Raw genomic sequence first — 22,890 nt, forward strand, 5'->3', positions numbered from 1 at the left:
ATGCGGAGATTTGGCGCAAATCGTCGTTATGGACGCGCCATAACCGAGATTTGGCGCAAATCGTAGCCACCCCGGGCGGCGGCGGGAGCGCGCCTCAGGTGCCGGGACGCTCCCAGGGAGCCGCGAACGGGAAGTAGCGCTCGAGGAAGTCGGTCACGATCCGCGTCCGCTCCTCGGGGCTGATCTCGGGCTTCGAGCCGTCGTTGAGGCAGAACATGTCCTGATCGCGCCGCTTCAGGAGGCGACGCATCATGTCGGGCGCCTGCCGCAGCGTCGTCTCGATGTAGAGCACCTTCGCCTGCGTCTGCGTCACCGCGCGCCCGGTCATCAGCGCGTAGTAGTGGTAGAGCGAGTTCGTGACGGAGATGTCGGTCGCCGAGCGGAACGGGCTCGCGGCGGTGCGCCGGAAGTCCTCCGCGAACTCGCGCTCCATCTCCCGCAGCACGCTGATGCGCAGCGGGGCCGCACAGTGTTCGAGATGGCGGGTCGTGACGGCGCCGAATCGCTCCCAGAGCAGGCGGCGGTTCACGCGGGCCGCATTCTCGAATCCGCTGCGCGCCGGGTCGGTCTCGCCCAGTCCGATGCGCGTCCCGGCCTCGACGAACTTGGTGATCCCGCCGGGCGAGAAGAACACGTCGGGCGACAGCGGACGGCCGATGAACATGTCGTCGTTGCTGTAGAGGAAGTGCTCCGACAGGCCCGGGATGTGGTGCAGCTGGCTCTCGACGGCGTGCGAGTTGTGCGTGGGCAGTGTGGAGGTGTCCGCGAAGAAGTCCTCGCTCCGCATGATGTGGATGCGCGGATGCTCCGGATCGAGCCACGGCGGCACCGGGGAGTCGGTCGCGATGTAGATGTTCCGGATCCACGGCGCGAACATGTGGACGCTGCGGAGCGCGTACTTGAGCTCGTCGATCTGCCGGAAGCGGGCCTCGTTGTCGTCGCCCTCCCCGACCACGTACGCCGCCATCCGCGCGGCCCGCTGCCGCTGGTACTCCGCACTGGAGCCGTCGACCCACGAGAACACGATGTCGACGTCGAAGGCGATGTCGCTCGCCAGCGGGTCGAACATGTGCTGGAGGGTGCGCCAGCGTCGTCCGTACAGCTCCACCTCGGCCTCGACCGCTTCGCTGCGGGGAAGGCGCGGCCGCATGAGGGCGTTCTCGCGCGGTGCGGTGATCTCGTCGTCGCCGAACCGCCAGAACTCGAGCTGGAACGCGGTGTCGGCGCCATATCGCAGCCGTCCGATGGGCTCGAGCCGCGGACGGTACAGGCGCAGGATGTCGGCCTTGCGGCGCGAAAGGCGGCCGTCGGCGATGAGCAGGTCGTCGCCGTGCTCGTCCTTCTCGGGGTCGATGCTGCGCGAGTAGAAGGGCTCGTCGGCGAACGCTTCGGCGAGGACCGCCGAGACCTCCTTGCGGCGCCGGCGGTCGAGCGCCACGATCAGGCGGTTGTCGTCGTCGCGCACGAGCAGGTACTCGAGACCGGCCGCATCGAGCGCGTCGCGCACGGCGAGGAGGTCTTCGATCATCGACTCCCGCGGCGTGAAGGGGCCGGAGACCAGCGTGAAGAGGCCCTTGCGCTGCACGATGTCGTCGCGGGCGAACCGGGGCGCGCCGGGACCGGGGTCGAGGGTGACGACGACGGGCTCGGGCTGGTCGGAGAGGGATGCGGGAGGATGCTCAGCCATACACGCATTACTCTAGGCCGCTCTCGTGAGAGTGCGTTCCGCGGTCGGAGGCGCGAGATTCGTGCCGAATGTGCGTTATCGACTCGCCATTCCGCACATTCGGCACGAATCTGCGGGGGATCAGGGGAGGAGGGCGCGGAGGGTGGCGAGCAGGAGGTCGCGAGCCTCGGGGGTCACCAGCCACGGCGCGAAGCCGTCGGCCGCGAGGAAGAACGTGGCGCGCGCGGCGGGAGCGGGCGTGCCGTCGGCAAGGGGAGACCCCGCCGGGGTGATGCCGATCACCACGCGGCCGGACTCGGGGTCGCGTGCGACCACGTCCGCGTCTGGTGGAGGGTCCGCGACGGTGAGCTTCGAGCGTCCGCGGTAGACGACCACCTCGCCGTCGAGACCCGCGGCGGCCGGGTGCTCGGCGGCGGAGATGTGGATGCGGTCCAGCGACAGCGGGACGGCCGCGGCCGAGGCCAGCCCCAGCGGGACGAGGTGCCCCCACGCCAGCAGCGGCACGGGACGGGATGCGGCGGCCCGCGCGACTTCCTCGGGCGCGGCGCGCGTGACGATGACGAGGTCGGCGTTCGGGTCGTCGCCCAGGTGCGCGCGCATCCCGGAGCGGCCGAGGAACTCGACGAGCTCGCGGTCGCCCGGCGTCGGGTTGGGGCCGCTAAGCACGGCGACGAGCGAGCCGTCGCCGTGGGTGCGGTGCGCTGCGACTCCGAGGCGTTCGAGGGCCGCGTCGACGAGCGCGAGGACGGCGCCGCGCGCGACGTCGGCGTACTCGGACTCCAGCTCACGTCGCGCGTCGAGGAGCGCCGAGGCGTCGCCGGCCGCGTGGATGTCGGGGGCGGCCAGGACTCGGCACGCGAGCGCTCCCGCGGTACCGGCGGCCCGCGCCGCGACGATCCACGGCTCCAGCTGGTCGGCGAGGTCAGCCGGCACGGAGGTCGCCGCGTGGGTGTCCGCGAGCTCGGAGAGCAGAGCGCCCGCCGCATCCCATCGCTCGGCGTCGACGGCGGCGTCGAGGTCCGGCCAGCGCGGGGCTCCGGGCGGCCAGGCGCTGCACGCGGCCACCAGGGCGTGGAGCCCCGGGTCGTCGCCGATGACGGCCGCATAGGCGCGGTCGGCCGCCGCTGCCGCGTCGTACCCGGCCGGGTCGGCTGCCCACTCGGCGACCGTCTCCAGCGCGAGCCGGGAGGGCGCTGCCTCGACCATCGGATTGGCGACGATGCCGACCAGTCCCGGCGCTGCCTTCCGCCCGGTCAGCGGACCGAGGAAGACGCGCGAGCGGTCGAAGTCGTTGACGGGGAAGTTGTCCCAGAGCACCAGGTCGCGGCCGAAGCTCTCGACGGCTCGGACGATGTCGTCGGCGGTCACCGCGCCGACCACGACGTCCGCGCCCGTCCACAGCAGGCGGGCGTCGGCCGGGAGCGTCTCGGCCAGCCCGACGCGGTACGGCGTCCGCTCGACGCCGGCGTAGTCGGTCGGGCAGAGCAGCACGGGTTCGTCGATGCCCGCCGGGCGGAGGAAGCCGCGCTCGAACCGGGCGGCGACCTCTCCATGGGCGCGGCCGAGGGCCTCCGGTTCGTCCATCGGCACATCGTCGAAGAGGAGGGCGAACGAGCGGATGCCCGCGTCGAGGAGCTGCCGGCACTTCGCCGCGAGCGCGTCGTGCTCCGCGTCATCGTCGAAGCGCATCGAGAGGCCCGGCGAGATCGCGTAGACGAAGAGCACGCCGCGCTCGGCGGCGGCCCGGTTCAGCTCGGCGAGGTCGGCGAGCCGGTCGGCGGGATAGGGCTCGCGCCACTCCTCGCGGTGCCACGGGTCGTCCTTGGGGGCGTACAGGTAGCGGTCGAGCCCGATCGCGCCGCCGCGCTCGAACCAGGCGAGCCGGTCGGCGTGCGACCAGGGTTCGCCGTAGAACCCTTCGACGACGCCGCGCCACGCGAGGGCGCCCGGCCCTCCCGCGGCGCTCACCGACCGCCTCCGTGCCACGACGCCCAGAGTTCCGCGTACGCACCGCCCGCGGCCACCAGTTCTTCGTGGCTGCCCAGCTCTTCCACGGCGCCGTCGCGCACCACGGCGATACGGTCGGCGTCGTGCGCGGTGTGGAGGCGGTGCGCGATCGCGACGACGGTCCGGCTCTCCAATACGCGGTTCATCGCGCGTTCCAGGTCGCGGGCTGCGGTGGGGTCGAGCAGCGAGGTCGCCTCGTCGAGGATGAGCGTGTGCGGGTCGAGGAGCACCAGCCGGGCGAGGGCGAGCTGCTGCGCCTGCGCCGGGGTGAGGACGACGCCGCCGGAGCCGACGACCGTGTCGAGTCCCTTCGGCATCGCGGCGACCCAGCGCAGCGCATCCACCACCCGGAGCGCCCGGGCGAGCTCGTCGCGGCCGGCGCCCGGTTTCGCGAGCGACAGGTTCTCGGCGATGGTGCCGACGAAGACGTGGTGCTCCTGCGTGACGAGGGCGACGTGGCTGCGGAGGTCGTCGAGCGGGAGGTCGACGAGCCGGACACCGCCGACGGTGATGCGTCCGCTGGTCGGCTCGGTGATACCGGCCATCAGGCGGCCGAGCGTCGACTTGCCCGACCCGGACGGTCCGACGATCGCGAGGCGCTCGCCGACGGCCAGGTCGAGGGTGACGCCGTGCAGCACCTCGGTGCCTTCGCGGTAGGAGAAGCGCACGTCTTCGGCCAGCACGTGCTCGTCGACCGGCTGCTCGCCGGTCGCGTGGCGGTCCTCCGGCACGTCGGCGACGCCGATGATGCGCGACAGGGCGGTGGTGCCGACCTGGATCTCGTCCAGCCAGCTGATCAGCTCGTCGACCGGCGACACCAGCTGCATCGCGTAGAGGGCGACCGCGGTGACGGCGCCGATCGTCGCGGCGCCGCTGCCCACGAGGAACGCGCCCCACGCGATGACGACGATCACCGGGAGCAGGAACGCGATGTCGGTGCTCGGGAAGAACCAGGAGCGCAGCCAGAGCGTGTACCACTCCGACTCGCGGCGCTCGCGGAGCGCGGCATCGATCTTGGCGCGCTGCGCGGGGGCGAGGCTGAGCGCCTCGATGGTCCGCACGCCGTCCACGGTCTCGCTGATCGTTCCGCCGAGGGTCGCGTAGGAGGCGAGCTGGCGCTGGTAGCCGGGGCCGGAGCGCCGGAGGTACCAGCGCGCTGCGATCACGAGGATGGGCACGCCGGCGAACATGGCGACAGCGACGGCCGGGTTCACCAGGAACGCCGCGATGACCGTCAGCACGGCCGTGACGCTGGCGACCAGGATGCGCGGGACGCCGAACCGCACGGTCTGGGCGACCGACTGGATGTCGTTGGTGGTGCGCGCGAGCAGGTCGCCCGTCCCCGCCGCCTCGACGGTGGAGAGCGGGAGCCGTGCGACGGTCGCGAGGAACTCCTCCCGCAGCTGCGCGAAGACGCCCTCGCCCAGAACCATCGACTGCCGCTGGGCGAACCGGATCAGCACGGCCTGGCAGACGATGGCGACGAGCAGGATGAGCGCGATCGTGTCGATCCCGCTCGTGACGAGAGTGTGGCCGGTGACGCCGTCGATGATGACGCCGATGAGGGCCGGTCCGGCGAGACCGGCGACCGCGGCGAGGGTGTGCAGGACCAGCACGACGGAGAGGCCGCCGCGATGCTGGCGGATGAGACGCGCGCCGGTCTCCCGGACCGTCCTGGTGCTAGCGATCGGCAGCAGCATCGCCCGTTCCCTTCTTCGTGCGCTTGTCCTTCTTCTTCGGCTTCTTCGTCGTGCGTCCGCTCTCCGGGCGCTGCGCCGTCACGGGATGCGTCGCCGTCCAGAGCGCGTCGATCGAGCCGGTCCAGGCGGCGTCGAGGTCTTCGCCTTCGGCCGGCTCGGCGGCCGAGATCGTGCGCGAGACGATCTCGCGGTAGAGGTCGCCGAGGTCGTCCTCCTGGCGCAGCAGCTGCTGGTGCGTTCCGGTGCCGACGACCCGGCCCTTCCGCACCACGGCGATGGTGTCCATCCGGTCGAGGAGCAGCGGGCTGGCGGTGACGACGACGGTGGTGCGGCCGTCGCGGGCCTCCCGGAGCCGTTCGGCGATCTGCGACTCGGTGTGCGCATCCACCGCGCTCGTCGGCTCGATGAGCACGAGCACCTCGGCGTCGGTGAGCAGCGCTCGGGCGAGGCTGAGGCGTTGCCGCTGGCCGCCGGAGAAGGTGCGGCCGCGCTCGGCGACGCGCTCGTGCACGCCCTCGGGGAGCGCGTCGACGGTCTCGGTCGCTGCCGCCGCGTCGAGCGCGGCGGAGACCCGGCGCATCCGCCCGGTGGAGGTGTCGTCCTCGCGCCAGCGGCCGGCCTCCTCGTCGCGCACGGGCAGCGTGTCGAGGCCGTCCAGCAACCGGCCGCCGAACAGGTGCGGGTTCGCGTCGTTCACGACGATGCGCCGGCGCACGTCGCGGACGGGGACGCGGGTGTGGTCGACGCCGCCCCACAGCACCGGCGCCTCGCGGTGCACGGCGTCGTCGAAGCGGCCGATGCGGGTCGCGATGGCGGCGGCCTCGTCGGGGTCCGCATCCACGATCGCAGTGAACCGGCCGGGCGGGATGACGACGCCGGAGGCGAGGTCTTCGATCGCCGATCCCCACGCCGGCGCCTCCGCGGTCTCGTCGGCGTCCTGCGCGGCGGGCCGCGTGCGGAGCACGGAGAGCACGCGACGGGCGGACACGACCCCGGCGGTGAAGGTCTGCGCGGCCTCGACCGCGGTGCGCAGCGGGAGCACGAGGAAGGTCGCGTAGCCGTAGAACGCGGTCAGCTGGCCGGGCGTGATGGTGCCGTCGACCGCGAGGTGGGCGCCGAACCAGACGATGAAGACCAGGAAGACGCCGGGCAGGAGCACCTGCAGTCCGTCGAGCCAGCTCTGCGTCTTGGCCACGCCGACCCCGGCGGCACGGACCCGCTGCGACTGGTCGGCATACCGCTCGACGAACTCCTGCTCGCCGCCGATGCCGCGCAGCACGCGCAGGCCGACGACCGTGTCGGCGCCGAGGGTGGTGAGGCCGCCGGACTCCTCGCGCCACACGGCCTGCCGTGCGCGAAGCGGCCGCAGCAGCAGGGCGAGCACGGCGGCCACGGCCGGGACGCCGATGACGACGGCGAGCCCGAGCGGAACACTGGCGGACAGCATGATGATCGACACCACGACGAACGCGACCACACCGCCGCCGAGCCGGGCGGTCACCTCGTACATCGCACCCAGGCGCAGGGAGTCGGTGCTCACGGTCGCGACGATCTCGCCCGACGAGGTCGTCGCGGTGATCGCCGGACCGGTCTCCGCGGAGTGGTAGCCGATCAGCCGGGCCACGCCGAGCGACGAGCGCAGCCAGTTGGAGATGGCCATCCGGTGGCGCAGCATCCCGGTGATCGCCTGGACGACGGCGACGATCAGCAGGGCGCCGCACCAGGTCCACAGGCGGCCGGAGTCCCCGGAGACGCCCTCGTCGACCGCGCGGCCGAGCAGGTAGGGCCAGACGGCCTGGCACAGCATCCAGACGACGCCGAACAGCATGCCGGCACCGAGGCTGGCGGGCTGTCGCGCGGCCTGCCACAGCAGGAACCGCGGCACCGACGACAGGTGCCGTTCGGTGGGCCTGGCCGCGGGGATGCGGGCGCCGCGCGGTGTGCGCGACGGCGGACGGGAGGCGGACGGACGAGCAGCGCGGACGCTGGACACGAGTGCTCCTGAGGGGGATCGAGCGGGTGTGGGATGTGGGTGAGGTGCGTTGGGCGGAACGGCGGGACGGCGGTTCAGCGGCCCGGCGGGGTGAGCGCGGCGATCGCCGCCGCGTCGAGCGGGACGGCCGGGGCCTGCTTCAGCAGAAGCGTCAGCTGGGCGGCCGTCTCGAGCTCCTCGACCAGGTCGATGGCCCCGTCGAGGGTGCCGGCCGCGACCACGGGGCCGTGGTTGGCGAGCAGCAGAGCAGGATGCCCGGGCGCGGCCGCCGCCACGCCCGCGGCGAGCTCGGCACTGCCCGGACGCGCATACGGGACGAGCGGCACATCGCCCAGCCGCATCACGCGATACGGCGTCAGTGGAGGCAGCTGGGCGAACCCGCCCTCCGTCGCCGGGAGGCAGGCGACCGCCGTCGCGTACGGCGAGTGGAGGTGGACCACAGCGGTGGCGTCGGGATGCGCGGCGTACATCGCGGCGTGCAGCGGCAGCTCCTTGGTGGGTCGCGGTGTGCCCTCCTGGTCAGCGGGAGTCGCGGCCAGCTGCTCCTCGGTCACGGAGCGCAGAGAGGAGCCGGTCGGCGTCGCGATGATGCGGGAGCCGACGCGCACGCTCACGTTGCCCGAGCTTCCGGGCGACAGGCCGGCCGCCGAGAGGTGGCGGCAGGCGCGGACGACCGCCGCGCGGGCCTCCGCCTCGCGCACATCCCGCTCCCGCAGGGCAGTGTCGTCGGAGCGCGTCATGGCTCCATCTCCCACGCGTCGGTGAACAGCGTCGGGAGGCCGAAGTTGCCCGACTTGAGCAGGACGGCGACGGTCCGGCCGGAGCCTGTGCGGGCGACCGCCCACGGCACGCCGGGGGCGGCCTGCACGCCGATCCGCAGGCGCTCGATGCCCAGGCGGGTGGTCACGGCGCCGGAGGTCTCGCCTCCCGCGACGAGCAGATGACTGACCTCCAGCTCGTCGACGGCCCAGGCCGCGAGTTCGGAGAGGGCGTCCTCCAGAAGTGCCGCGGCCCGCTCGGCGCCCAGTTCGCGCTGTGCGGTCGTCACATCCGGCGACGCGTGCACCAGGACGGGCGCCAGCCGGTCGGTGCGGGCGGCGAGGCCATCGCGGAGGCGGTCGAGGGTGCCGGGGTCGCGAGCGAGGTCGAGCGGGTCGAGTTCGTGGCGTTCGCCGGTGAAAGCAGCGATCTGACCGCGGGTGGCGGCGGAAGCGCTTCCGGCGAGGATGAGACGGCCGGTCACGGGGACGGCCGGGAGGGAGGCGGCGGGTCCCGTGGCGCCGAACTCGCGGACCGCGACGCGCGCCAGCGCGGTCCCCACCCCTGCGCCGCCGCCCGCGACGACGGGACGTTCGGCGGCCACGCGGAGGACGGCCGCCGCGACGGTGTCGAGGTCGTCGTCGGTGAGGGCGTCCACGAGGGTGTGTCCGTCGCCGATGCGGTCGACGACCGCGTCGGCCCCGCGCTGCACGTCCAGCCAGCGCACCAGGGAGACGGGCGCGGAGGTCTGCGGGGCGAGCAGGCGGACGACGTTCGAGTCGCGCATGGGCGTCAGCGGGTGGTCGCGCATCGGGGACTCGGCCAGCGGCACCCCGCCGGCGAAGAGCACGCCCTGGTACTGGGTGCGCGCGGCCTCCGGGGTCGCGGGAGTCCCGATGGTGACGGCGGTCGGCGCATCGGCTGTGGCGCCTTCCGCAGCGACGGCCGCGAGCGCGTCCGCGATCGGCCCGATGTTGCCCTCCGGCGTCGAATCGAAGGTCGAGCAGTACTTCTGGTACAGCAGCGTCGCGCCCGCGCCGACGAGGAAACGGGCGGCCTCCGACGAGGCGGCGACCGCGTGCGCAACGGGCGCGGTCCGTACCTTCAGGGCGACGACCGCGCACGACGAACCGGCCGGGGCGAACACATCATCCGGCGATACGTCCGAAACCGGGGTGCCGAGCAGCACGCTCGCCGGGAGCCCGGCTTCGGCGACGCGTCCCGCCAGGTCGCAGGCTCCGGTGACGTCGTCGGCGACAGCGCCGAGCCGCATCACGAGACACCGACCCCCGGTGCGTCGGTGGTGGCGTCGGTCGCGCGGGAGGTCAGAGAGCCCGGCGCGACGTGCTCGCCGGCGACGACGACGGTCGCACCGGCGTCGCGCAGCGCCTGCAGGTCGTCGGGGTCGGCGCCCGGGTCCGTGAGGATCACATCCACCAGGTCCAGGCCGCCGACGCGGATCGGGGCGCGCGCTCCGAGCTTGGAGTGGTCGACCAGCAGGATGGTGGTGCGGGCCGCGCGGGCGAGCTCTTGCTTGAGTTCGGCGTCGAGTGCGTTGGCGCAGAGGATGCCGGTGGTGTCGACCGCCGTCGCCGAGAGGACGGCGATGTCGACGGAGTAGTCGGCGATGGTCCGGCGTGCGGTGGCGCCGGCGAAGGAGCGGGTCTCGCTCTGGTACACGCCGCCGACGGCGACGAGCTCGACGTCGGCACGCTCGATGGCGGCCTGGATGACCGGCGCCGAGTGGCTCACGATCGTGGTGCCGGGCCGCAGCATCCCGGTCAGGGGTGCGACGGAGGTGCCGGCGTCGAGGGCGACCGTGACGGCGCCGTCGAGAAGGTCGAGGCAGGCCTCGGCGATGGCGTGCTTCTCGCCGCTGCCGGTGACGGCGCGCTCGTCGAAGGGACGCCCGTGGCCGAGGTTCGGGAGGCTGGCGCCGCCGATCACCCGCCGGGCGAGCCCCTCCCCTTCGAGTTGCCGGAGGTCGCGGCGGATGGTCATCTCGGAGACGCCGAGCTCCTCCGCGACGCGCGACGACGACACGTAGCCCTCGGCGGAGAGCCGTCGGAGCAGCTCCTCGCGGCGGGCGGGGGCATCGGTGTAACGCACCCGTCCATCCAAGCGGCTGCCCCGAACGCTTGTCAACAAACGCACAAATCTTGACGTGAATGTTCAGAAGTGAACAGAATGGAGCACGTGACCTCCGCCTCTCTCGCCGCCCTCGGCGTGGACGTCGGCACCACCAACACCAAGGTGGTCCTGGCGCTGCTGGGCGATTCCGTGCGCGAAGAGCGGACGCTGACCGTCCCGACGCCCGGAAGCGGCGCGGGGCTCCAGGCGGTCGTGCTGGGGGCGATCCGGGAGATCGCCGCCGACAGCCCGTACCCGATCGCCGCGCTCGGCGTGGCCTCGATGGGCGAGACCGGCTGCCTCGTCGCCCCGGACGGACGCCCCCAGGGCGACCTCCTGCGCTGGGCCGACGGAGACACGGCGACCGCCGACCGCCTGGTCGCGGCCGCCGGCGCCGAAGCGCTGTACGCGGCGACCGGCGTGCCCGCCCCGTCCAAGTCGCCGCTGACGCATTGGCTGCGGCTCGCGGCAGACGGGGATGCGCGGCTCGCCGACGCGCGCTGGCGCGGCGCCGACGGGCTGATCGTCGAGGCGCTCACCGGAGAGGCGGCCACGGACCACACACTCGCCGCCCGCACCATGGCGTATCGCCTGCCCGAGCGCGGGGGAGCGCTCGCCGCATCCTTCGACCCGGAGCTGCTCGCGCTCGCCGGCGTGACCCCCGAGCGCTTCCCGCGCGTCGTCGAGCCGGGCGGTATCGCCGGGACCCTGACCGTCTCGGCGGCCGCCGCGCTTGGCCTGCCAGCCGGGCTGCCCGTGGTCGTCGCCGGCCACGACCACGCCGTCGGCGCCTGGGCCGCGGGAGTCCGCGAACCGGGCCAGGCTGCCGACTCGGTCGGCACCGCCGAGGCGCTGCTGCGGGTCGCCGACGACGTCTCCCGGCAGGGCGCGCGCCGCCACGGGATGAGCCTCGCGCGCACCGTGGACGGTGCCCACGAGACGCTGCTGGCGGGCAATCCCACCGCCGGTGCGCTGGTGGAATGGGCGTTCGCCGAGCTGCTGCCCGGGGCCGATCGCCACGATGTGCAGGAGCAGGCGCTCGGGCTCGCGGGCGGCCCGGTCGAGGCCGTCCTGCTCCCGTACCTCCGCGGGCGTCAGTCGCCCGCGCCGGACCCCGCCGCGACGCTGCGCCTCGTCGAGCTCGCCTCCGCGGGCGACGCGCGCACCGCATCCACCGGGCTGGCCGACCCCGCCGCGACGCTGACCGCGGTGCTCGCCGGACTCGCGCTGCAGCTGGCGTGGATGGATGCGGCCCAGACCGACCTCGCTGGCCCGCGTTCCGCCGACCTCGCCGTGCTCGGCGGTCCGGGTGCGGCCAACGGTGCCTGGTGGCGGCTCAAGCAGCGTTTCGTCCCCGGCGCGTTGCGTCGCGTGGACGCTGCGGAGCCGGTCGCCACCGGCGCCGCGATGCTGGCCGCCCACCGCGTCACCGGCGTCACGACCTCGCTGCCCCTGCGCAGCGCCGACAGCGCCGCGTCCGCGGGCGATCCGGCACTGCTGGACGCCTTCGTGCGCGCGGCCACGCTCCACGACAAGGAACACGCATGACCGACACCACCTCCCGCCCGGCGCTCGACCTCGACGCCATCGCCCGTCCCAGTGGCGGCCTCGCGATGGTCGCGATGGATCAGCGCGAGAGCCTCCGCCACATGTTCGACCTGGCGGGTGCCGGACGCCCGGCGGACGACGTGCTCATCCGGTTCAAGCTCGACGTCGCCGAGGCGCTCGGCCCGCTCGCGTCCGGCTTCCTGATCGACCGGCACTACGGATTCGAGGCCGTGCGCGACGCGCTCCCCGCTGAGACGGGCCTCATCCTCGCCGCCGACGCCCTCACGCAGGAGGACGGCGGCCCGGTCGAGGAGACCGCACTCGACGAGGTCGTCCTCGACCAGACCGATCTGGCCGGCGTATCGGCGCTGAAGCTGCTCGTGATCTGGCGGCGCGACGCCAAGCGCGAGCAGCGCGTCCGACTGGTCGAGCGGTTCGTCGCCGAGTGCCGTACGCGCGGCGTGCTCTCCGTGCTGGAGCCGGTCGTCCGGGCCACCCCCGAGGAGCTCGACGCCGGCAACTGGGATCTGGATGTCGCCATTCGCGAGGCCGCGGAGGAGCTGTCGCCGCTCGGCCAGAGCCTCTACAAGGTGCAGGTGCCGATGTCGGGCACCGGTGATGAAGCAGCGCAGCGCGACGCGAGCGAGAAGCTCAACGCCTCCATCACCGGGCCGTGGGTCGTGCTCTCGCAGGGTGTCGACCGGCCGGCGTTCCTGCCCGCGGTCGAGGCGGCGTGCCAGGCCGGTGCGAGCGGCTTCCTCGCCGGACGTGCCCTGTGGAGCGACGTCGTCGGCCGCGATGACGTGCCGTCGGCTCTGCGCGAGCTGTCGGTCCCGCGTCTCGAAGCGCTCATCGAGGTCGTCGACCGCGAGGCCCGGCCGTGGCGGGAGGCGTGATGATCGCGGGGCTGCTGCACACCGTCCCGGCGCTCGCGCCGACGTTCGACGCGCTCGTCGCCGATGCCGTTCCCGGTGCCTCCCGTGAGCACGTCGTCGACGCGTGGATGCTCGAGACGGCCATCGCCGAGGGCGTCACGCCCGCGGTGCGCGAGCGCGTCGCCAGGCACCTGCGTCACCTCGCGGACTCGGGCGCGGACGCGGTGCTCGTGACCTGCTCGTCGGTCGGCGAGGCCGCGGAGGAGGCGGCTGCTGCGCTCCGCATCCCCGTCATCCGCGTCGACGCCGCCATGGCCGCCGAGTCCGTCCGTCTCGCCGCCCACGCCAACAGCTCCGGAGTTTTTCGGCCTGACACGCCGTCCGAGGGCGGAAAAACTCAGGAGCTGGCGGCTGGGGGGATCGCGGTGCTCGCGACGAACACCGCGACGCTCGGGCCGACCACCCGGCTGATCGAGCGGGAGGCGGCGGCGCGCGGCGTCGCGGTCGACGTCACCGCGACGGTCGTCGAGGGCGCTGCGGCCGCACGGGCCGCCGGCGACCAGGCGACCCACGACCGGCTCATCGCCGACGAGGTGCGCCGGCTCGCGGAGAGCGGAACGGCCTCCGTCCTCGTCCTCGCCCAGGCCTCCATGGCCCCGGCCGCCGAATCGGCCGGCGTCGACCTCCCCGTGCTCACCTCCCCGGCCGGCGGCGTCGCCGGCCTGCGGGAGGCCCTGACCCCGTCGGACCCGGGAACGCCGGACGCCAGCGCGAACCGGCCGGCGCCTCCCGGGTCCGGCGGTACCTCCGCCGCGGCGAGCCAGGCGGACGGGACCCCGGCGAACGGGACCCCGGCGGACGGAGCCCGCGCATGACCGGCGTCGACCTGCTCGCCTACGCGGACCGCCTCGGCGGCGACCTGCCGCGCCTTCGGGCCCTGCTCGAGGGCCCGCTGCGCGACTTCGCCGGGGTGCACATCCTGCCGTTCTTCGTGCCCTTCGACGGCGCCGACGCGGGCTTCGACCCCATCGACCACGGCACGGTCGACGCGCGTCTGGGCACCTGGGACGACGTCCGTGCCCTCGCTGCGGAGCGCGAGGTGACCGCCGACCTGATCGTCAACCACGTGTCGAGCGACTCCGCCGAGTTCGTGGACTGGCTGGCGAACGGCGAGCAGTCCGCCCACGACGGGATGTTCCTCACCTTCGACGCGGTCTTCCCCGACGGCGCGACCGAGGACGGCATCACGGCGTTCTACCGCCCGCGGCCCGGCCTGCCGTTCACGGCCTACCGGATGGCCGACGGCCGCCGCCGGCTGGTGTGGACCACCTTCATGCCGACCCAGGTCGACCTCGATGTCGCCAACGACCGGGCCCGCGCGTACCTGCGCCGCATCCTCGCGACCCTGCGGTCGGGCGGCGTCACCACGGTCCGTCTCGACGCGGTCGGCTACGCGGTCAAGACGCCCGGCACCGACAGCTTCATGACCCCGGAGACGCTGGAGTTCGTCCGCGAGATCGTCGCGATGGCCCGCGACGAGGGGCTCCGCGTGCTCGTGGAGGTGCACGCCCACTACACGCAGCAGCTCGCCATCGCGCCGCTCGTCGATTACGTCTACGACTTCGCGCTCGCACCGCTGCTGCTCCACAGCCTGGGCACGGGCACCTCCGATCGCCTCGTCGAGTGGATGCGCATCCGCCCGCAGAACGCGATCACCGTGCTCGACACCCACGACGGCATCGGCATCATCGACGCCGGACCCTCCGGCGATCGGCCCGGGCTCATCGACCAGGGCGAGATGGCCGCCATCTTCGAGCGCGCCGCCGTCGCGACCGGCGGCCACTCGACCGTCGCCTCCGTCATCCCCGCGTGGATGAGCCTTCCGCACCAGATCAACGCGACCTTCTTCTCCGCGCTCGGCGCCGACGCGCGCAGCTACCTGCTCGCCCGGGCGGTGCAGCTCTGGCTCCCTGGCAGACCGCAGATGTACTACGTCGGGCTGCTCGGCGGTCTGGATGACGTCGCGCTCTTCCAGCGGACCGGCCAGGGCCGCGACGTCAACCGTCACGTGTACACGCCCGACGAGCTGGAGGTCGCGCTCGCGAGCGAGGTGACGCGCGCGCAACTCGCGCTCGTCCGCCTGCGCTCGACGCATCCGGCTTTCCAGGGCGAGTTCCGCTACCGTGTGGAGGCGGACGGTTCGCTCGACCTCGAGTGGGTGCTCGGCCACGAGCGCGCCACCCTCACCGTCTCGTTCGCCCCCGAACCCGGGTTCCGCATCCGTCTCGCGGGTGCCGGCGGCCAGCTCACCGCCGACTCCGTGCCCGCCCTCGCCGCTCTCTGACCCCTCTTCCCCCACCGAGGACCATGCAGACCATCCAGGACATCACCGTCACCCGCAGCGCGACCGAGGTCGTCCTCGTCGCGCCCGCCTACACGCTCGGCGTCGCGCTCACCCGGCCGCGCGCGACCATCGCCGGCCCGAACGGGGAGCTCTGGAGCGATCTGTCGCTCCTCGCGAGCGTCGACCGCGTCGGCCTCCCGGACGAGTCGTCCGGGCCGACCGCGGTCACCGTTGAGGAGCAGGAGGACGGCACGGTGCGCGTCACCGTGCTCACCGATTCCAGCGCGTGGGCGACCAAGGCCGTCGTCCTGCACTGCACGCCGAGCGAGGTCCGCGCCCGCGTCGAGGTGACGACGGAGGACGACGAGGCCCGGATCACCGACCTGACGATCTTCGGCGGTCAGGCGGCCCTGCCGACGGGGGCGGCCGGCACGTTCCGCTCGGGCATCCGCTTCCCGTCGGTCTTCGTGCCGACGCCGACCGAGCCCATCCAGGTCGTCCGCGCCTCGAACACCCAGGCGCAGCTCGGCGTCGTCGGCGACGCCGAGCCTGGCCGGCTGAACGGCATCTTCTCGCCGCCCCCGCTGGTGTTCGGCCTCGGCCGGCCGTCCATCGCACCGGACGCGCCGCACGGACCGACCGACATGCCCGTCGGCGACTGGCTCGGCGTCTCGGTGGTCGCGCCGATCGCGCAGCTGGGCTTCACGACGTTCCGCTACGACGCGATCGACGGCGGCTTCTTGTTCCGCCTCACCTACGAGGGCCACACGCGGGTCCGGGCGGGTGGATGGGTGTCCCCCGAGTTCGTGCTGCGGCCCGGCGGCGCACCGCTGAGCCTCATCCGCGACTACCGCGACGACCTGCTCGAGCGCGGCTGGGCCGAGGAGCCGAGTGCCGGCGCCGAGTGGTGGCACGAGCCGATCTTCTGCGGCTGGGGGGCGCAGTGCGCGCTCGCCGTCCGGATGAGCCACGAGGGCGAAGCGCTCGCCACCGACAACGCGGATGGCTTCGTGCTGCCGGCCGGTGCCGCCTTCGCCCCCGACCTCGCCCGCCAGTACCTCTACGACCGGTGGCTGAACCGGCTCGCCGAGCGCGACATCCACCCGGGCACCGTCGTCATCGACGACCGCTGGCAGGCCGACTACGGCACCAACACGGTCGACACCGAGAAGTGGCCGGACCTCCGCGGCTGGATCGACGCGCGGCACGCCGCCGGTCAGCGCGTCCTGCTGTGGTTCAAGGCGTGGGACCCGGCCGGCCTGCCGCCGGAGCTGGCGGTGCGCGACGCGTTCGGGCGCCCGGTGGCCGTCGACCCGTCGAACCCGGCCTACCTCGACGCGCTGCGGGAGCAGGTCACGGGGATGCTGTCGGCTGACGGACTCGACGCCGACGGCTTCAAGGTCGACTTCACCCAGCGCGCGCCGTCCGGTGTCACCCTCCGCACGCACGGCGACGACCTGTGGGGAATCAGCGCGCTGCACGCGATCATCGCGACCATCCACGAAGCGGCCAAGGCGGCCAAGCCGGATGCGCTGGTCGTGACGCACACCGTGCATCCCTCGTTCTCCGGGGTCACCGACATGGTGCGCCTCAACGACGTGCTCGAGGACTCGGTCCACGGCGACCCGGTGCCCGTCGCCGACCAGCTGCGCTACCGCCACGACATCGCCGCGGCCGCCCTTCCCGGCCACCCGATCGACACCGACCAGTGGCCGATGCCGAACCGCGACGAGTGGCTCGCCTACTCGCGCATCCAGCCCGAGCTCGGCGTTCCGGCCCTGTACTACGTGGAGTCCATCGACAACAGCCGCGAGACGGTGACCGACGCCGACCTGGATGAGATCGCCGGTCTCTGGAGCGCCTACCGGGCGACGCGTGCGAGGCGTGCGGGCGAACCCGCCGAGAAGGAGCCATCCGCCGTATGAGCGCGTTCACCGAGGTCGCCCCGGGCGTCCACAGGTTCACGGACACGTGCAACGTGTACGTGGTGATCCCGCCGGCCGGTTCGGCCGGCGGTGCGCGTTCCGGCGCCGAGAGTTCCGGCGCCATCGCGATCGACTTCGGCTCGGGCGACGTGCTCGACCACCTCGGCGAACTCGGGCTCGCGACCCTCGACGCGGTGCTCATGACGCACCACCATCGCGACCAGGGGCAGGGCCTTCCGCGCGCGGTCGAGGCCGGCATCCCGATCTTCGTGCCCCCGGTCGAGCAGGACCTCTTCGCCCGCGTCGACGAGATGTGGTCGGCCCGCGCGCTGTACAACGACTACAACCTGCGCCAGGACCGATTCTCCCTGCTCGACCCCGTGCCGATCGCCGGGACCGTGCCCGAGTACCGCACCGCGCGATTCGGCGGCGTCGACGTGAAGACCGTCCCGACGCCCGGCCACACCATGGGGTCGGTCACCTACCTCGTCGACAGCGGGGATGCGCGGGTCGCCTTCACGGGCGACCTCATCTACGCGCCGGGCAAGGTGTGGTCGCTCGCGGCCACGCAGTGGTCGTACACCGAGAACGAGGGACCGGCGATGAACGTGCTCTCGTGCCTGCTGCTGCAGGAGGAGGAGCCGACCATCCTGCTGCCGTCGCACGGCGAGCCCATGCCCGAGGCCGTCGACGCACTCGACCAGCTGGCCACCCGGATGAGCGGCTACGTCGACTCGCGGCGCACCCACCCGTGGGATCTGCGCGACTGGCTGGAGCGCCCCTTCGTCCGGCTCACCGACCACCTGCTGCTCAACCGCACCGCCAACTCGTGCGTGTACGTGCTGCTCAGCGACTCCGGCGCCGCGCTGTTCATCGACTACGGCTACGACATGTCCACCGGCTGGCCCGCCGGCACCGACCGCGCCGCACGGCGGCCGTGGCTGGCATCGATCCCGGCGCTCAAGCGCGACTTCGGGGTCACCTCGGTGGAGGTCGTGCTCGGCACCCACTACCACGACGACCACATCGCGGGGCTGAACCTGCTGCGCGACGTCGAGGGCACCGAGGTGTGGCTGCCCGAGAACGTCGCGCCGATCATGGCCGACCCGATGCGCACCGACCTTCCGTGCCAGTGGTTCGAGCCCATCCCGGCCGACCGGGTGCTCGGTCTCGGCGAGACGGTGCGCTGGCAGGAGTACGAGATCGTCACGCACGAGCTGCCCGGCCACACGCTCTACGCCGCCGCGTTCGAGTTCGAGGTCGACGGCGTGCGGGTGCTCGCCACCGGCGACCAGCAGACCGCGGAGGGGCGGCTCGGGGTCCAGCGCGAGATCCTCAACTACCAGTACCGCAACCGGTTCCGGCGTGACGACTTCATCCAGAGCGCAGCGCTCTACCGTCGCGTCGCCCCCGGTCTCATGATCACCGGGCATTGGCAGGGTCGCGAGGTGGACAAGGACTACCTGCAGCTGCTGACCGAGCAGGGCGACGAGCTGGCCGCCATCCACGACGGGCTGCTGCCGGACGACGGGATGCTGCCGCCCGCCGACGGCAACCTGGTGCTGGTGGAACCGTTCTATCAGCGCGTGTCCCCGGGCGCGGAGCTCGACTACGAGGTCGTCGTCGTGAACGCCTACGACGAGCCGCGCGAGGTGGTGGCGCGGCTGGTGACGCCCGCGGGCTGGAGCGACCCGGACGCCGCGTCGGTCGTGGCGGAGGCGGGCGAGACCGTGCGGCTGCGGTTCTCCGTGCGGGCGACCGCCGACGTGCGCAAGCGTCAGCGGATCGCGGCGGACGTCACGATCGGCGCCGCCCGCTACGGCCAGGCGGGAGATGCCGTGGTGGACACGGTCGTCTAACGTACCTTATATACACATATAAAGCTTGGATTCGGTACTCCTCTCCGTGTAACGTCCTGTCTACCGACCAGGAGGATGTGCATGAGGGACCGAGATCGGGTGTTGGGGTTTGCGCCGACGCGGCTGAAACGCGCGGTCGCCATGGCGTCGGCCACAATCGCGGGACTCGCGATGCTCGTCCCGATCGCCGTCGCCGAGACCCCCGCGGCAGCGTGGGAGGCGCTGCCCGCCAACGGCGTCTCCCGGTGCGAGACGCTTCCGGACACAGCGGTGTTCAGCATCGTGCTTGAGTCGGTGCCCCAGGAGTTTCAGTCCAGCCTCATCAAGGCGGCTGCCGAGTGGGATGAGTGGTCAGGGAGCACTGGAGTCGGCGTGAAGGTCGTCCCCTCCGAGTCGTCCGCGCGGCCCGGGAGCCACATCGTCCCGGTCCGCGTCTATAGCTCCATCCCCGAGGCACCCACCGGACTCGCCGGCGCGTCGATGCGTTGCGTGGGCTCGCCGTCCTGGCTGTCCGGTGGGCAGATGGCCATCAGTACGGCCCGTCTCGGCGGCAAGAGCGAGACGTACAAACGGGAGATCTTCCTTCACGAGATCGGACACCTGCTGGGCGTCGGGCACAACACCGGTCAGTGGGCGTGCGCCACCGTGATGCTGGGCACGGCGAACTACTGGTCCATGTCCGGCAACGGCGCTGGACCGTATGTCGACGATGTGGCCGCCGTCGTGGCGATCTGGAAGCCACAGCAGACGCCCAGTCTGCCCGCGGAGTCGCGGATTTTCCCGAAATCCGTCGGATCGGGTAGTCAGCTGCTGTCGAGCTATGCGTCGACCGCCGGGTATCGTCGTGCCGTCTCCTTTGGAAGTCCCAATTCGCAGGGATATGCAGACTGGACCTTCGTCCCAGACAAGGGTGAGACCGTCCAAGGATGGGGCTGGTTGGTGAACTCCGCTTCCGGCCTGTGTCTGACGGAGGGCTCGAACTCTTACACGCACATGGGTTACTGCGACAATCGTGCAGCGCAGTGGATGGTCGGAGTCTTCTCCGAACGGATACACCTGGAAAGCAGGGCAACACGACGGTGTCTGTCCACCGAGGGCGGGTACGCCCGATTGGCTCTCTCGTGCGGCGACAGCTCCACGCATCTGAAAGCGGAGAAGACATCTACGGCGCGCGCGAAGCGCTCGATCCCCGACGCGCTCAATCCCGCTGACGCCATCGTCGGCTGAGGCTCGAAGCGGTGCGTCACGGTCACGGGTGGCGCGCGGACCGCGGGCGCGGGGCTCTCGATCCGGACCTGCGACGGGTCGGCAGAGCAGAAGTGGATGTTTCACCCGCTGGACGGCGGCGGGTACCTCCTCGGTGTGTACCCGCAGTTCGTCGACAACCCCGTCGATGAACCGTCCCCCGAATTGTGCGCGCAGAGCTCGGGCGGAACGGTCTCGCTTGCGCCCTGCGATCTCGTGGCGACCCAGATCTGGAGGCTGCCTGCGAACGGGACCATTCTCAACCAGTGGACGGGAACCTGCCTCAACGTGAGCGGAGCTGCGACGGGCGATGGCGCGCCGCTGATCCTGTACTCGTGCGGCACGGCACCGAACGCGGCGTGGAGTGTTCCCGAGGCCCTCCGCACGACGGCCATCTCCCTCGCGTCGGTCGCGATGACGACGGGTGGTGTGCTGGGAACCGCCGCGGCCCCGCCCGGAGACGCCGACCAGCGGGCACGGGGCGTCCTCACGCATGACTCGACGACGGACGCCGCCAAGTGGGGATATGTCGAGGTTGAGGGTACCGGCGGGGGTGTCATCCAGAACCTTGATTCCGGCATGTGTCTGCGGTGGCGCGGAAAGGGCGCGCAGGTCGGGCTGGATCAGGCGTGCGACGGCGCCGACTCGAGCTACCGGTGGGGGCCGACAGTCACGGCGACCGGTGCTTGGACCCTGCAGAGCCAATACAGCGGCGAATGCCTCGACCTCTGGGGTGGGTCATCGACCGACAGCACGCCGATCGGGACCTACGCGTGCACTGGCGGGACGAACCAGCTTTGGCGTGCGGTGCCGTACGCTCCATTGCCTGTCTCGCCGTGATGGGTTCCGCACCGCTTGCTGCTCTCGACACCTCGACGGCCCTCCGCTAGCCTGCGGGCGTGGAACGCATCCCCCTGTATCGCGAATGGCACGGCGACCCGGACTCGCCGCATCCCCCTCTGCTGCTGATCCACGGCGGCGGTTCCACGATCGAGTCGAACTGGGGGATGCTGCTGCCGCTCCTCGCGCCGACGCGGTCGGTGCTCGCGGTCGAGCTGCAGGGGCACGGCCGGACGACCTCGGGTGACCGTCCGGCGAGCTTCGAAGGCTCGGCGGATGACGTCGCGGCCGTGCTGGACGAGCTCCGGCTGGGCCCGGTGGATGTGCTGGGCTTCAGCAACGGAGGTCAGGTCGCTCTGCAGCTGGCGGCGCGGCATCCGTCCGCGGTGCGGCGTCTGATCGCGGCCTCGGCCCCGGTGCGTCGAGCCGGGATGGTGGACGGCTTCTGGGACGGGCTCGCTGCCGGGACGTTCGACGACCTGCCCGCGCCGTATCGGGAGGCCGACCTCGCGGTCAGCCGCGACCCCGATCATGCGCGGCGGATGTTCGACCTCGACCGCGCGCTGATGCTCGGGTTCCAGGACTTCTCCGACGAGCTGCTCGCCTCCGTGTCGGCGCCCACGCTCGTGGTCGGCGCGGATCGTGACGTGGTGCGGGCGGAACACTTCGTCGAGCTGGCGTCCCTGCTGCCGGACGCGCGCCTCCTCATCGTCCCCGGCATCCACGGCGACTACCTGGGCGAGCGTCTCGCCGCCGCGGGCGACCCGGGCCCGCTCCGCCGCACGCTGCCGCACCTCCTCGCCTTCCTCGACGCCCCCTGACCTCGCGGGGCGTTCCGTCGCTCGCCCCTCTCCGCCCCCCGTCGAGTACGCACAAACTGCACGCCCGCGGTGCTCGGGGCGTGCAATTTGTGCGTACTCGACGGTGGGTCGGATGTCGGCGGGGATGGGATGCGTCAGCGGGTGACGTCGGCGGCGAGGAGGTCGTCGATCTGGGAGACGGCCTCGCGCATGCCCTCCTCCATGCCCATGGCGACCATCTCGTCCAGCTGCTTCGTGCTCGCGAACTGGGTGAGTTGCGTCATACGGGTGCGGCCGTCGCGCTCCTCGAGCGTCGTCGTCATGCGGACGGGCTCCCCGGGCGCCGGGTTGCCGTCGTCGTCGGCGAAGCCGTCGTCGAGCGAGATCCGCACCGGAGGCTCGATCTCGACGAACCGCCACCAGCCATGGGCTTTCGTGCCGTCAGGCCCGGTCATGTAGTAGGACGCCCGTCCCGCCGGCTCGAACTCGAACACCTCGAACGTGGCCGGCCAGGTCGGCGGTCCCCACCACCGCTCCAGCTGGCGCGGGTCGGACCACAGCTGCCACACGCGCTCCGGCGGCGCGTCGTACTCGGTGACGAACGTGAGCGTCAGCGCATCCACGTCCTTGTTCGACTCGATGAAGGTCATCGCTCGTTCCTCTCTGGTTCGGTGGTGCTCAGCGTGGTTCGGGCCTCCTCGGCGAGGATGCCGTCGATGGCGCGATCGCGACGGCGCCAGATCTCCTCGTAGGCGTCGAGCAGCCGGGACGCCCGCCGGATCGTCTCCGGGTCGCCCGACACGACGCGCTCGCGTCCGCGGGTCCGCTTGCGGACGAGTCCCGCCCGCTCGAGCACGGCGACGTGCTTCTGCACGGCGGCGAAGCTCATGTCGTACCGCCGGGCGAGCTCGCTCACCGAGTGCTCCCCCTGCAGCGATCGCGCGACGATATCCCGTCGGGTCGCATCCGCCAGTGCCTGGAAGATGCGATCGACCTCAGCATCCGTCAACTCATCTACAACCATTTGGTTGTACGTTACGCTTTGCGCCCGCCTCGCGCAATCCCCCGAATCTCGCGAGGCGCTCAGGCTGCGAGCGACGGCTGCGGACGCGCCCAGCGAACGCGCCGTGTTGACCCGCCTGCCCGCGGCGTCCTAGTATCTGTGGGAACGATCCCAC

General features: G+C 72.4%; 18 protein-coding genes and 1 pseudogene. 10 read left to right on the forward strand and 9 right to left on the reverse strand.

The window, feature by feature from the left end:
* Window positions 1-94: 94 nt before the first annotated feature.
* The 7 genes from AXZ95_RS11090 to AXZ95_RS11120 all read right to left on the reverse strand — a co-directional run bounded on the left by AXZ95_RS11090 (window position 95) and on the right by AXZ95_RS11120 (window position 10,255).
* A complete protein-coding gene (locus tag AXZ95_RS11090; RefSeq protein ID WP_018192749.1) occupies window positions 95-1,687 on the reverse strand; it encodes a stealth family protein in 1,593 nt (530 codons plus the stop codon).
* Between the two features lie 120 nt (window positions 1,688-1,807).
* Window positions 1,808-3,655, reverse strand: coding sequence for a protein O-GlcNAcase (locus AXZ95_RS11095; protein ID WP_018192748.1), 1,848 nt, complete (start codon window positions 3,653-3,655; stop codon window positions 1,808-1,810).
* Window positions 3,652-5,394, reverse strand: a complete 1,743-nt coding sequence (locus AXZ95_RS11100; protein WP_018192747.1) for an ABC transporter ATP-binding protein — start codon at window positions 5,392-5,394, stop codon at window positions 3,652-3,654. Before AXZ95_RS11100 ends, AXZ95_RS11095 begins: the two co-directional genes overlap by 4 nt.
* Window positions 5,375-7,387 carry an ABC transporter ATP-binding protein gene (locus AXZ95_RS11105; RefSeq protein ID WP_018192746.1) on the reverse strand — a complete coding sequence of 671 codons (2,013 nt, stop codon included), beginning with the start codon at window positions 7,385-7,387 and terminating at the stop codon, window positions 5,375-5,377. Before AXZ95_RS11105 ends, AXZ95_RS11100 begins: the two co-directional genes overlap by 20 nt.
* Before the next feature lie 74 nt (window positions 7,388-7,461).
* Window positions 7,462-8,127: a class II aldolase/adducin family protein gene (locus AXZ95_RS11110; RefSeq protein ID WP_018192745.1), complete on the reverse strand. Its 666-nt coding sequence runs from the start codon at window positions 8,125-8,127 to the stop codon at window positions 7,462-7,464.
* On the reverse strand, window positions 8,124-9,419 hold the full coding sequence (gene otnK / locus AXZ95_RS11115) for a 3-oxo-tetronate kinase (RefSeq protein ID WP_018192744.1): 1,296 nt from the start codon (window positions 9,417-9,419) through the stop codon (window positions 8,124-8,126). The genes AXZ95_RS11110 and otnK overlap by 4 nt, the downstream gene beginning before the upstream one ends.
* Window positions 9,419-10,255: a DeoR/GlpR family DNA-binding transcription regulator gene (locus AXZ95_RS11120; RefSeq protein ID WP_018192743.1), complete on the reverse strand. Its 837-nt coding sequence runs from the start codon at window positions 10,253-10,255 to the stop codon at window positions 9,419-9,421. The genes otnK and AXZ95_RS11120 overlap by 1 nt, the downstream gene beginning before the upstream one ends.
* Window positions 10,256-10,333: 78 nt before the next feature.
* Here AXZ95_RS11120 and AXZ95_RS11125 point away from each other — a divergent pair, with 78 nt between their 5' ends.
* The 10 genes and pseudogenes from AXZ95_RS11125 (at window position 10,334) to AXZ95_RS11165 (ending at window position 21,733) form a co-directional block, all read left to right on the forward strand.
* Window positions 10,334-11,824, forward strand: coding sequence for an FGGY family carbohydrate kinase (locus AXZ95_RS11125; protein ID WP_018192742.1), 1,491 nt, complete (start codon window positions 10,334-10,336; stop codon window positions 11,822-11,824).
* Window positions 11,821-12,720 (forward strand): hypothetical protein, encoded by a 900-nt coding sequence (locus AXZ95_RS11130; protein ID WP_018192741.1) that lies wholly within the window; start codon window positions 11,821-11,823, stop codon window positions 12,718-12,720. The genes AXZ95_RS11125 and AXZ95_RS11130 overlap by 4 nt, the downstream gene beginning before the upstream one ends.
* Window positions 12,705-13,574, forward strand: a complete 870-nt coding sequence (locus tag AXZ95_RS11135) for a hypothetical protein (protein WP_018192740.1) — start codon at window positions 12,705-12,707, stop codon at window positions 13,572-13,574. Before AXZ95_RS11130 ends, AXZ95_RS11135 begins: the two co-directional genes overlap by 16 nt.
* The gene (gtfA, locus tag AXZ95_RS11140) at window positions 13,571-15,043 is read left to right on the forward strand and encodes a sucrose phosphorylase (protein ID WP_018192739.1); all 1,473 of its coding nucleotides are present in this window, start codon (window positions 13,571-13,573) and stop codon (window positions 15,041-15,043) included. The genes AXZ95_RS11135 and gtfA overlap by 4 nt, the downstream gene beginning before the upstream one ends.
* 23 nt (window positions 15,044-15,066) lie before the next feature.
* Window positions 15,067-16,968: a hypothetical protein gene (locus AXZ95_RS11145; RefSeq protein ID WP_018192738.1), complete on the forward strand. Its 1,902-nt coding sequence runs from the start codon at window positions 15,067-15,069 to the stop codon at window positions 16,966-16,968.
* A complete protein-coding gene (locus tag AXZ95_RS11150; protein WP_018192737.1) occupies window positions 16,965-18,827 on the forward strand; it encodes an MBL fold metallo-hydrolase in 1,863 nt (620 codons plus the stop codon). The genes AXZ95_RS11145 and AXZ95_RS11150 overlap by 4 nt, the downstream gene beginning before the upstream one ends.
* 171 nt (window positions 18,828-18,998) lie before the next feature.
* A complete protein-coding gene (locus AXZ95_RS11155; protein WP_133638886.1) occupies window positions 18,999-20,054 on the forward strand; it encodes a hypothetical protein in 1,056 nt (351 codons plus the stop codon).
* A 15-nt stretch (window positions 20,055-20,069) separates the two neighbouring features.
* A pseudogene (locus tag AXZ95_RS19875) lies at window positions 20,070-20,465 on the forward strand (ricin-type beta-trefoil lectin domain protein); the annotation flags it as partial.
* A gap of 21 nt (window positions 20,466-20,486) precedes the next feature.
* Complete coding sequence (locus AXZ95_RS19880) at window positions 20,487-20,912, forward strand: RICIN domain-containing protein (protein WP_269209393.1); 426 nt, start codon at window positions 20,487-20,489, stop codon at window positions 20,910-20,912.
* Between the two features lie 59 nt (window positions 20,913-20,971).
* Entirely contained in the window at window positions 20,972-21,733 is a 762-nt protein-coding gene (locus tag AXZ95_RS11165; protein ID WP_018192734.1) for an alpha/beta fold hydrolase, read from the forward strand.
* A gap of 134 nt (window positions 21,734-21,867) precedes the next feature.
* Here AXZ95_RS11165 and AXZ95_RS11170 read toward each other — a convergent pair whose 3' ends face one another.
* Window positions 21,868-22,362, reverse strand: a complete 495-nt coding sequence (locus tag AXZ95_RS11170; RefSeq protein WP_018192733.1) for an SRPBCC domain-containing protein — start codon at window positions 22,360-22,362, stop codon at window positions 21,868-21,870.
* A complete protein-coding gene (locus tag AXZ95_RS11175; RefSeq protein ID WP_051087313.1) occupies window positions 22,359-22,736 on the reverse strand; it encodes a metalloregulator ArsR/SmtB family transcription factor in 378 nt (125 codons plus the stop codon). The genes AXZ95_RS11170 and AXZ95_RS11175 overlap by 4 nt, the downstream gene beginning before the upstream one ends.
* Between the last annotated feature and the right edge of the window lie 154 nt (window positions 22,737-22,890).

It is taken from the genome of Leifsonia sp. 115AMFTsu3.1 (genome assembly GCF_004362795.1).
Lineage (GTDB): Bacteria > Actinomycetota > Actinomycetes > Actinomycetales > Microbacteriaceae > Leifsonia.